The 10,424-nt window shown below is 65.8% G+C and carries 9 protein-coding genes; 7 read left to right on the top strand and 2 right to left on the bottom strand.

Annotated features, from left to right (window positions below; translation table 11 throughout):
* Positions 1-119 precede the first annotated feature (119 nt).
* A complete protein-coding gene (locus tag ABIB91_RS29645) occupies positions 120-539 on the bottom strand; it encodes a PaaI family thioesterase (RefSeq protein ID WP_354169745.1) in 420 nt (139 codons plus the stop codon).
* Positions 540-607: 68 nt separating this feature from the next.
* On the bottom strand, positions 608-1,708 hold the full coding sequence (mutY, locus tag ABIB91_RS29640; protein ID WP_035993278.1) for an A/G-specific adenine glycosylase: 1,101 nt from the start codon (positions 1,706-1,708) through the stop codon (positions 608-610).
* A gap of 122 nt (positions 1,709-1,830) precedes the next feature.
* Here mutY and ABIB91_RS29635 point away from each other — a divergent pair, with 122 nt between their 5' ends.
* From ABIB91_RS29635 to ABIB91_RS29605, 7 genes are all read left to right on the top strand, one after another.
* Entirely contained in the window at positions 1,831-2,325 is a 495-nt protein-coding gene (locus ABIB91_RS29635; RefSeq protein ID WP_007595017.1) for a DUF721 domain-containing protein, read from the top strand.
* 127 nt (positions 2,326-2,452) lie between these two features.
* Positions 2,453-3,109 (top strand): DsbA family protein, encoded by a 657-nt coding sequence (locus tag ABIB91_RS29630; RefSeq protein WP_354169754.1) that lies wholly within the window; start codon positions 2,453-2,455, stop codon positions 3,107-3,109.
* 218 nt (positions 3,110-3,327) lie between these two features.
* The gene (gene smc / locus ABIB91_RS29625; protein WP_007595021.1) at positions 3,328-6,792 is read left to right on the top strand and encodes a chromosome segregation protein SMC; all 3,465 of its coding nucleotides are present in this window, start codon (positions 3,328-3,330) and stop codon (positions 6,790-6,792) included.
* 112 nt (positions 6,793-6,904) lie between these two features.
* Entirely contained in the window at positions 6,905-7,873 is a 969-nt protein-coding gene (locus tag ABIB91_RS29620) for a small ribosomal subunit Rsm22 family protein (RefSeq protein ID WP_354169741.1), read from the top strand.
* Between the two features lie 14 nt (positions 7,874-7,887).
* Positions 7,888-8,358, top strand: coding sequence for a hypothetical protein (locus ABIB91_RS29615; RefSeq protein WP_354169739.1), 471 nt, complete (start codon positions 7,888-7,890; stop codon positions 8,356-8,358).
* Between the two features lie 163 nt (positions 8,359-8,521).
* Entirely contained in the window at positions 8,522-9,082 is a 561-nt protein-coding gene (locus tag ABIB91_RS29610; protein ID WP_354169737.1) for a LemA family protein, read from the top strand.
* A 32-nt stretch (positions 9,083-9,114) separates the two neighbouring features.
* Complete coding sequence (locus ABIB91_RS29605; RefSeq protein ID WP_354169735.1) at positions 9,115-10,353, top strand: M48 family metallopeptidase; 1,239 nt, start codon at positions 9,115-9,117, stop codon at positions 10,351-10,353.
* Positions 10,354-10,424: the final 71 nt, after the last annotated feature.

Raw genomic sequence — 10,424 nt, 5'->3', positions numbered from 1 at the left:
TCACAGTCTTGGCCGGAGCCTGTCGCGACCCAGACCTTCTCTCTCGACGTCTTCAGCCTCAAAAGCCAATAGCGCAACAGGCCCGCAAGGGGAGAAGGGGTAGCGCCTACGCGGCTAGACTATTTGCCCACCACCCTCGCCGCTTCGAGCAGCCGCTCGCTCGCGCTTGCCGTCGCCAGCACTGTTCCTTCCGCCATCAGCTTTGCCTCGACGAACGCAATCGTCTTGCCGAGCTGCGTCACCTTGGCCTCACCGATGATCGGTCCGGGCTTTGCGGGCGCCAGGAAATTCACGGTCATGCTGATGGTGGTGGTGTAGAGCCGGCCTTCGCTCATCACCAGCACGGCGGGGCCCATCGTGTCGTCGAGCATGGCCGAGAGCATGCCGCCCTGGATGAAGCCGGCCGGATTGCAGAACTCCGGCTTGCCGTCAAACGCGAGCTTGATCCAGCCTTCCCCGGGACGGGCATCGAGCAGACGCCACCCCAATAGCTCGGCACAAGGCGGCCTGGGAAAGTTGTCGAGCGCGGTCTTGATCATGCGAGCCTCCGTTGCCGATCACAGCTAACGCAGGGCTGCTGCCAGCATGTTGTCAGCAGGATGGGCTGCTAGGGGTCCAATCCATGCGCAATCACCTTACGCATGACGTTGGGCAATGCTTCGTCGGGGAGCGTGGCGATCGGCACCCAGCGCATGCCTGCCGGTGCCCGCGTGCGCGCTTCCACCTTGGCCGTGTAGACCACCAGTTCCAGCGGGAAATGCGTGAAGACGTGGGTGACCACGCCGACCTTGCGTTGCCAGCGCGACAGCCCCTTCAGCTCGGGCGCCTGCTGTTTTGCCTTGGCATCGTCCTGCTCGGCCAGCCAATCCGATCCCGGTACCTCGGTCATGCCGCCGAGCAGACCCTTTTCGGGACGGCTGCGGACGAGAAGCTCGTCGCCGCGCGTGACAACGAAAGCGGCGCCGCGCCGTAGCGCGCCGCTCTTCTTCGGCGCCTTGCGCGGAAACGTATCCTGCGTTCCCAGCGTGCGCGCCGTGCAGTCCTCGTTGAGTGGGCATAGCGAGCAGGCTGGCTTTTTCGGCGTGCAGATCGAGGCACCCAGATCCATCAGCGCCTGCGCGCTATCACCGGCGCGGGAGTCGGCGAGCAGCGTCGCAGCCAAGTGCTGGATCCGCGGTTTGGCCTGCGGAAGTTCTTCTTCAACAGCAAAGAGCCGCGAGACCACGCGCTCGATATTGCCGTCGACCGGCATGGTGCGGCGGTCGAACGCGATCGCCGCGATCGCTGCCGCCGTATAGGGCCCGATGCCCGGCAGCGCGCGCAGGCCCAGTTCGGTGTCGGGAAAGGTGCCGCCATGCTCGCGCATCACCGCGACCGCGCAGGCATGGAGATTACGGGCGCGAGAATAATAGCCGAGCCCGGCCCACATCCGCAGCACGTCGTCCTGCGAGGCCCGTCCGAGCGCGGTGACATCAGGCCAGCGCGCGACGAATTTTTCGAAATAGGGCCCGACCGCCTTCACCGTGGTCTGCTGCAGCATGATCTCGGACAGCCAGACGCGGTAAGGGTCAGATGCCTCGCCGGGCGCAGCGCGCCAGGGTAAGCGGCGGCGGTGGCGGTCGTACCAATCGAGCAGCGCGAGCGGGCGCGACGAGGTCTGCGGCGGAACTGGTTCCGATTTCGCCCTGAGGGCGGATTTGGGGCTCATGTTCGCACTGTAACGGCAATGCACCGATCTCTCCACGTCGTGCCCACGCTGGTCGCGGGCGTCCACGTTTTTCTTCGCGGCGAAGAGCCTGTGGCCGACGCGCCGGAGTGCTATAAGGTCCCATGTCCAAGCTTCGCCCCATCAAACCCGGTCCTATCAGCGCCAAGCCGCTGTCGCTCCTGCTCAACGACGTCTTCGCCGAGGCCTATGCCAAGCAGGGTTTTGCCGCGCGCGAGCTGGTGACGCGGTGGGCGCAGATTGCCGGACCGGAGATCGCGGCCCATGCCGAGCCGCTCAAGATGCAATGGCCGCGGCCGGTCGAGGGTCAGCCGCAGGAGCCGGCCACGCTGGTGCTGCGGGTCGAGGGGCCGATGGCGCTGGAGATCCAGCACTCCGCCGATGTGATCCTGCAGCGGGTCAACCGCTTCTTCGGCTGGAGCGCGGTCGGCAAGCTGGCCTTCCGCCAGGCTCCACTGTCGCGCGCCCGGCGGCCAACCCGGCCCGCCCCGCCGGACGCCAAATCGGTGGCCGAGGTGGCTGAGCGCCTGGGCGACATCGAAGATGAACAATTGAAGTCGGCGCTGGCGCGCCTGGGGGCCGCTATCAAGCGAAATTGAGCCTTATTCGGCGGCCAAACTGGACCTGTCCTTGCCGCTCGCCATTGCCTCAAACGACGTTTCAAGCTAGCGACAGGCCGTCTGAATGGGAATTTCGGGCGAGACCACGCCAATCCGGGAGCCGACCTTGATCATCACCCGCCGCGCCTTCACCTCGATGCTGTCGCTGACCGGGCTTGCCGCGCTCGCCGGGTTCTCGCCGCTGCGGTTCATCTCGGAAGCTATCGCGCAGGCCGCTGGCGACGTCGCCAAGCCGGTGTCACTGCCCGACATGGCGCTGGGCCCGAAGGACGCCGCGGTCACCATCACCGAATACGCCTCGATGACCTGCCCGCATTGCGCGGCTTTCAATGAGCAGGTGTTTCCCAAGATCAAGTCGGAATACATCGACGCCGGCAAGGTCCGTTACATCTTCCGCGAGTTCCCGCTCGACATCAAAGCCGCCGCCGGCTCGATGCTGTCACGCTGCATCGCCAATGGCGACGCACCGAAATACTTTGCGGTCACTGACATGCTGTTCCGCCAGCAGAACGACTGGGTGGCGAAGAACACCACGGAGACCCTGACGCGGATCGGCAAGCAAGCCGGCCTCACCCAGCAGCAGGTCGAGGCCTGTCTGAAGGACCAGGCGCTGCTCGACAAGATCGCCGCCGACCAGAAATATGCCAGCGACGTTCTGAAGGTCGATTCGACGCCGACGTTCTTCATCAACGGCGAGAAGATCAAGGGCGAGACCTCGTTCGAGGAATTCGCCAAGAAGATCAATCCGCTGCTGAAGAGCTGATTCGCACGGCACAATCCCTGATTCGCATCTCGATAGCCGTATCTTTCCCGGCATAAATCCCTTGGGAAAAGCGGCTTTCGCCGGTTGCCCTCGCAGCGCACCGCGGCCATTGTCCAGCCGCATGAGGCGCCTCGCGCGACTCGCCCGGATAGCGACATTGCCTTCCATGGTATTGTCCCGGCAGGGGGATTCGCGCCTGCCAACAGAGATGCGTGCTTATGAAAATCACCCGCCTGCGCCTTCACGGCTTCAAGTCCTTTGTTGAGGCCACCGACTTCGTCATCGAGCCCGGCCTGACCGGCGTGGTCGGCCCCAACGGCTGCGGCAAGTCGAATCTCGTCGAGGCGCTGCGCTGGGCGATGGGCGAGACCTCCTACAAGTCGTTGCGCGCCGCCGACATGGACGCGGTGATCTTCGCCGGCTCCGGCAATCGTCCAGCGCGCAACCACGCCGAAGTGACGATGACGATCGACAATTCCGATCGCACCGCGCCGGCGGCGATGAACGACAGCCAGCTTCTGGAAATTTCCCGCCGTATCGAGCGCGAGGCAGGTTCGGTCTACCGCATCAACGGCCGCGACGTGCGCGCCCGCGACGTGCAGATTCTGTTCGCCGACGCCGCCACCGGCGCGCGCTCGCCAGCCCTGGTCCACCAGGGCAAGATCGGCGAGATCATTCAGGCCAAGCCCGAGCAACGCCGCCGCGTGCTGGAAGACGCCGCCGGCGTCGCCGGCCTGCACGCCCGCCGCCACGAAGCCGAGCTGCGGCTCAAGGCGGCCGAAACCAACCTCACCCGCGTCGAGGACGTGATCGGCCAGCTGGCGGGGCAAATGGAAGGCCTCAAGAAGCAGGCCCGCCAGGCCGTGCGCTATCGCGAAGTTGCGGCCAAGGTCCGCAAGGCCGAAGCAACCCTGTTCCACCTGCGCTGGATCGGCGCCCATGCCGACGTCAACGAATCCGGCCACACCCACGATCTCGCGGTCCGCGAGATGGCCGAGCGGACCCAGCACCAGGCCGAGGCCGCCCGCATCCAGGCGATCCGCGCCGCCGAAATGCCGGCGCTGCGCGATGCGGAAGCGCGCGCGGCAGCCGGGCTGCAGCGCCTCACCAACGCCCGCGAGCTGCTCGATCGCGAGGAAGAGCGCGCCAAGGAGCGCGTCGCGGAGCTCGAGCGGCGCCTCGCACAGTTCGAAGGCGATATCTCGCGTGCCCAGCAGCAGACCATGGACGCCGACGTCGCGCTGCAGCGCCTCGACGCCGAAGATGCCGAGCTGAAGGAAGAGATCAAGTCGCGCGTCGAGAAGCGCTCCGGCGTCGACGAGCGTGTCGCCGAAGCCGAGGCGGTGTTGACCGAAACCGAGCAGCAGTTCGCCGAGCTCACCACCGCGCTCGCCGACCTCACCGCCAAGCGCAATCAGCTCGAAGCCAACGTTCGCACCCACCGCGACAAGCTCGCCCGGCTCGATCAGGAGATTTCGAACGTCGCGGCGGAAGAGCAGAAGCTCACCGAGGCGACCGGCGGCTTCGGCGATCTCGACGAGCTGACCGCGACCGTCGAGAACGCCGAGCAAACGCTGGCGGCCTCGGAAGCCGCGGCTCAGGCCAGCGAAGCCGCGCATGTCGCCGCGCGGCAGACGCTGGAATCCTCGCGCTCGCCGCTCGTCGAAGCCGACAAGCGCGTGCAGCGGCTCGATACCGAGGCGCGCACGATCTCCAAGATCCTCAACGGCGAGACCAAGAATCTGTGGCCGCCGATCATCGACGGCATCACCGTCGACAAGGGATTCGAAAAGGCGATCGGCGCAGCCCTCGGCGACGATCTCGACGCCCCGGTCGATCCGTCCGCGCCGATGCGCTGGACCAATGCCGGCGTCACCGACGGCGATCCGGAACTGCCCGAAGGCGTCGTGCCGCTCGCCAGCCACGTGCAAGCCCCGGCCGAGCTGACCCGCCGCCTGGCGCAGATCGGCGTGGTGCCGCGCGAGCGCGGCGCCGAACTGGTCTCGCAGCTCAAGACCGGCCAGCGGCTGGTCTCGCCCGAAGGCGACGTCTGGCGCTGGGATGGCTTTGTCGCAGCCGCCCACGCGCCGACCGGCGCAGCACGGCGGCTCGCCGAGCGCGCCCGCCTCATCGACATCGAGAACGAACTGGAGCAGGCCCGCATCGACGCGCAGATCAAGCGTCAGGCGCTGGAGAACGCCGAGGCCGAGCTGCAGATGGCCGCCAGCACCGAAGGTGCGAGCCGCGAAGCCTGGCGCGCCGCACAGCGCGAGCTCAACGTCGCGCGCGAGCGCCATGCCACGGTCGAGCGCGAGATCAGCCGCCACGCCGCGCGCAAGGCGACGCTGTCGGAAGCGCACAGCCGTCTGGCAGCCGACCGCGCCGAGGCCGAAGCCGCCTACGAATACGCCGAAGCCGGGATCTCCGAGCTGCCGTCGAGCGAGGACACCGAAACCCGTCTCGCCGCCGTCCGCAGCGACATCGAAGGCCATCGCCGCATGGCCGCCCAGGTCCGCGCCGAGGCACAGGCGTTGGCGCGCGAAGCCGAGCTGGCCGACCGCCGCGTGCAGGCGATCCTCGCCGAACGCACCGAGTGGCAGAACCGAAAGGAGAGCGCGACCTCCCACATCGACACCATCCAGGCGCGCATCGCCGAAGTCTCGATCGAGCGCAGCGATCTCGAGAACGCACCGGCCGTGTTCGCGGAGAAGCGCAGCGCGCTGATCACCGAGATCGAATATGCCGAAAACGACCGCCGCATGGCCGCCGATGCGCTCGCCAGCGCGGAAACCGCGATGGCCGAAACCGATCGCGTCGCGAAGCTGACGCTCGAGGCACTCTCAAGCTCCCGCGAGGCCACCGCCCGCGCCGAGGAGCGCATGGAAGGTGCGCGTCGCCGGCTCGAGGACATCGAGCGCGAAATCCGCGACATGCTGGAAGTCGAACCGCAGGCCGTTGCCGGCCTCGCCGAGATCGAACCCGGCACGGAGTTGCCGCCGCTGCACGACATCGAGGAAGACCTCGAAAAAATGCGCCGCGATCGCGAGCGCCTGGGTGCGGTCAATTTGCGCGCCGAGGAAGAGCTGCGCGAGGTCGAGACCCAGCACAACGGTCTGGTCACCGAGCGCGACGATCTCGTCGAGGCCATCAAGCGGCTGCGCCAGGGTATCCAGAGCCTCAACAAGGAGGCGCGCGAGCGGCTGCTGACGTCGTTCGAGGTCGTCAACAACCACTTCAAGCGCCTGTTCGTCGAGCTGTTCGGTGGCGGCGAAGCCGCGCTGCATTTGATCGAGAGCGATGATCCTCTCGAAGCGGGCCTCGAAATCATCGCCAAGCCGCCGGGCAAGAAGCCACAGACGCTGTCGCTGCTCTCCGGCGGTGAGCAGGCGCTGACCGCGATGGCGCTGATCTTCGCGGTGTTCCTCACCAACCCTTCGCCGATCTGCGTGCTGGACGAAGTCGACGCGCCGCTCGACGACCACAACGTCGAGCGCTATTGCAACCTGTTGCACGAGATGACCGCCTCGACCGACACGCGCTTCATCATCATCACGCACAACCCGATCACGATGGCGCGGATGAACCGCCTGTTCGGCGTCACCATGGCCGAACGCGGCGTCTCGCAGCTGGTGTCGGTGAACCTGCAAGAGGCGGTGGACATTCTCGACCAGAACGTGGCGTGATTTTTTGGCCGTCATTCCGGGGCGATGCGCAGCATCGAACCCGGAATCTCGCGCCACCATTTCAAGATTCCGGATTCGCGCTACGCGCGCCCCGGAATGACGGCGAATTAAGATGATCTCGCCCACGCTTCCCGCTGAGCTAAAGGCCGCCCTCGACGGCAAGCTCCAGGGGTTCTCGCGCACCGACGCAGCGCAGCGATCGCAGAGAATCTCGACCACCTACCGCACAGGCGGCGGCTCCGGCACGATCAAGTCGGATGCCGACGCGCTCGCCTATGCGCTCGCGCGCATGCCGGCGACCTACGCGGCGGTGGCGGCCAGTCTGAATGCGCTGACCGAGATCGTACCCGACCTCGCTCCGGAAACGCTGCTCGACGTCGGCGCAGGTCCGGGCACCGCGAGCTGGGCCGCGGCGGAGGCGTTCTCCTCGCTGCAGGATTTCACCCTGCTCGACGCCAACGCCACGCTCAGCCGTCTCGCGCTCGAACTGGCGCGCGACAGCACGCGTCTGGCGGATTGCCGCTATCTGCCGGGCGATGCCGGCGCGAACCTCGCCGAGGTCTCGCCAGCCGATCTCCTGGTCGCGAGTTATGTCATCGGCGAGCTCAGTGAGCGCGATCAACGCAAGCTCGCGGAAACGATGTGGGCGAAAGCGCGCCGCGCGCTGGTCGTGATCGAGCCTGGCACGCCCGCCGGCTACGCCCGCATCCTCGCTTTGCGCCAGCAACTGATCGCGGCGGGCGCCTATGTCGCCGCACCCTGCCCGCACGAAAAGCCGTGTCCGCTGACGGCGCCCGATTGGTGCCATTTCTCCCAGCGCTTGCCGCGCTCGCAGGCTCACCGCCAGATCAAGGGCGCCGAGGTGCCGTTCGAGGACGAGCGGTTCATCTATGTGGCGCTGACCCGCACGCCGCCCGCAGCCCGCGCCGCGCGCGTGCTGGCGCCGCCGGATGTCGGCAAGGCCGAGATCGCTGCAAAGCTCTGCACGGAGGACGGTGTCGAACTCGCCAAGGTCCCCCGGCGGGACAAGGCCGCCTATGCGGACGCAAGGCGGTGGCGCTGGGGCACAGCCACAAATTGAGGTAGAAGTCCCTCATGGCCAGAGATAGCTCAGCAGTCTTGGTATTCGAGCGGAAGCGCTCGACAATAATTTGGATGATTCCAGCGGGCCTTCTCGGCATTGCCGTTGTTGCAGCCAGTTCAGGCGCGACTGTAGTCGGAGGCGGCGTCATCCTATGGCTATTGCTGGCGTGCATGTTCTTCTCCGTCGCGTCCCAGCGAACGATCGTTCACATCGATCTTCGCGCAAGGCGGCTGACGATCCTTCGTCGTTTGTTTGGGCGATGGGGCAAGACGATCGTGGATTGCCCGCTCGACCAACTCCGCACGCTCGGTCGTATCGAATACGAGAGCGACGGGCATGCCTCGTATGGCGTTTATGTCGAGCTGCTCAGCGGAAGGCGGCACGACATTCCGGTCAAGGAAGCAACTATTCAGGAAGCAGGCAGGGTCGCAGCGCGATTGGCCGAAGCCACGGGCATACCCAGGCTCGATACGAAGTACTGAGACGCCGGTCCTGTCCGAAAATTAACCTCGTTACCCGCTTTCGCCTTGAACTCGGATAGTTCCTCATCCGACCAAATCCTACCTCTCCTCTGCGCCGGGCTCTCGCTCGGGGCCAATTTGGTCTACCCTAGCGCCCGCCTTCTTCCCCCTTCAGGAGTTCTCAATGTCGACCGGCTGGATCGTCCTCGGCGTTATCGTCGTCCTCGTGTTCTTTGCCTTCGCCGCCTACAACCGGCTGGTGGCGCTGAGCCAGCGCGTCGGCCAGGCCTTTGCCGACATCGACGTGCAGCTCAAGCAGCGTCACGACCTGATCCCGAACCTGGTCGAGACGGTGAAGGGCTATGCCTCTCACGAGCGCGGCACGCTCGACGACGTCATCAAGGCGCGCAATTCGGCGATGTCGGCGCAGGGACCAGCGCAGGTGTCCGCGGCCGAGAACCAGCTCTCGGGCGCGCTCGGCCGGCTGATCGCGCTGTCGGAGGCCTATCCCGACCTCAAGGCCAACGCCAATTTCCAGCAGCTCGCCAGCGAGCTGTCCGACCTCGAGAACAAGATCGCGGCCAGTCGCCGCTTCTTCAACAGCGCGGTCCAGGAATACAACACCGGTATCCAGCAGATGCCGGCCGCCTTGTTCGCCGGCATGTTCGGCTTCACCAAAAAGGACTTCTTCGATCTTGGTGCCAGCCGCTCCGAGGTCGAAGCCACGCCGCAGGTGAAGTTCTGAGTTGAGCTGATAGGCCGGCAGGGCATCGCGTCATGGCCGCGTATGGTCTCTACACGCACATCGCCTCGAACAAGTTTCGTTCGATGCTGCTGCTCGCCGGCCTGTTCGCGCTGGTCTATGTGCTGGTCTATGCCGGCGCGCTGATCGCTGAAGTCGTCATCAATGGCGACGAGACCGTCGTCTATTATCTGAGCCGTGCCTTCTATGACCTGAAAGTGGCCGCTCCGGTTGCGACCGTCGTGGCAGCGGCCTGGATCGTGATCGCCTATTTCTTCCACCAATCGATGATCGATGCGGTGACCGGCGGCCACGACGTCACCCGGCAGGAAGAGCCGCGGCTCTATAATCTGCTCGAAAATCTCTGCATCTCGCGCGGCATCACGATGCCGAAGCTGAAGATCATGAAGAGCCCGGCGCTGAACGCGTTCGCGACCGGCCTCAACCCGCGGCAATATTCGATCACCGTCACCACCGGTCTCCTCAATGCGTTGAACGACAAGGAGATCGAGGCGGTGCTGGGTCACGAGCTGACCCATATCCAGAACGGCGACGTGCAGCTCATGGTGGTCGCCGTCATCATCGCGGGTGTGGTCGGGTTCTTCGGCGAACTCTTCTTCCGCCTGTTCACGAATTTCAGCTGGAGCTCCGGCTCTGGCGGCTCGTGGTCGTCGGGCTCCTCCTCGTCCTCACGATCGTCCTCGTCGTCGAGCGACAGCAAGAGTTCGGGCGGCGGCGCGGTGATCGTGATCATCATCGCGGTCGTGCTGATCGTGGTAGCCTGGCTGTTGTCGCAGGTGGTGAAGCTCGCGCTATCGCGCTCGCGGGAATATCTCGCGGACGCGGGCTCCGTTGAGCTGACGAAAAACCCGGACGCCATGATCTCGGCCCTGCGCAAGATCGAGAACCGCGGCGAGCTGCCGGGCGCAACCTCGGCGGTGATGGAGCTCTGCGTCGACAATCCGCGCGAGGGCTTCGCCGATTTATTCGCGACCCACCCCTCGGTGCAGTCCCGGGTGGACGCGCTGGTCAAGTTCGCCGGCGGCCGTGATCCTGGCCCGCTGCCGCCTCCCGCCGACGAGGGCGAGGAGCCAGACACGCAAGCCGACCGCCAGAACACCCCACCGCCGCTGCGCCAGGGTCCCTGGAACGACGCAGGCGGCACGGCCAGTCCGCCGCCCGTGCCCGCACCCGGAACCGCCAGCAGCAACCCAATAGGCAATCGGGTAAGCAATCCCTTGGGAAATCCTATGGGTCCTTGGGGCCGCCATTGAGCGCGATTTGACGCCATGCGCGGAAGGATTGATCGCGATTGGGAAAAACCTCGGGAATTGCCGTAACTGGG

Origin of the sequence: Bradyrhizobium sp. JR4.3 (assembly GCF_040547695.1) — a bacterium.
In the GTDB taxonomy this organism is placed as follows: Bacteria; Pseudomonadota; Alphaproteobacteria; order Rhizobiales; family Xanthobacteraceae; genus Bradyrhizobium; species Bradyrhizobium canariense.
This window is presented reverse-complemented; position numbering and strand designations above follow the sequence as displayed.

Excerpts from the sequence above, each read along its gene's own strand:
- ABIB91_RS29605 (WP_354169735.1), top strand. The coding sequence starts at position 9,115 with ATGGCCGCGTATGGTCTCTACACGCACATCGCCTCGAACAAGTTTCGT.
- ABIB91_RS29620 (WP_354169741.1), top strand. The coding sequence starts at position 6,905 with ATGATCTCGCCCACGCTTCCCGCTGAGCTAAAGGCCGCCCTCGACGGC.
- ABIB91_RS29645 (WP_354169745.1), bottom strand. The coding sequence starts at position 539 with ATGATCAAGACCGCGCTCGACAACTTTCCCAGGCCGCCTTGTGCCGAG.
- ABIB91_RS29635 (WP_007595017.1), top strand. The coding sequence starts at position 1,831 with ATGTCCAAGCTTCGCCCCATCAAACCCGGTCCTATCAGCGCCAAGCCG.
- ABIB91_RS29610 (WP_354169737.1), top strand. The coding sequence starts at position 8,522 with ATGTCGACCGGCTGGATCGTCCTCGGCGTTATCGTCGTCCTCGTGTTC.
- smc (WP_007595021.1), top strand. The coding sequence starts at position 3,328 with ATGAAAATCACCCGCCTGCGCCTTCACGGCTTCAAGTCCTTTGTTGAG.
- ABIB91_RS29615 (WP_354169739.1), top strand. The coding sequence starts at position 7,888 with ATGGCCAGAGATAGCTCAGCAGTCTTGGTATTCGAGCGGAAGCGCTCG.
- mutY (WP_035993278.1), bottom strand. The coding sequence starts at position 1,708 with ATGAGCCCCAAATCCGCCCTCAGGGCGAAATCGGAACCAGTTCCGCCG.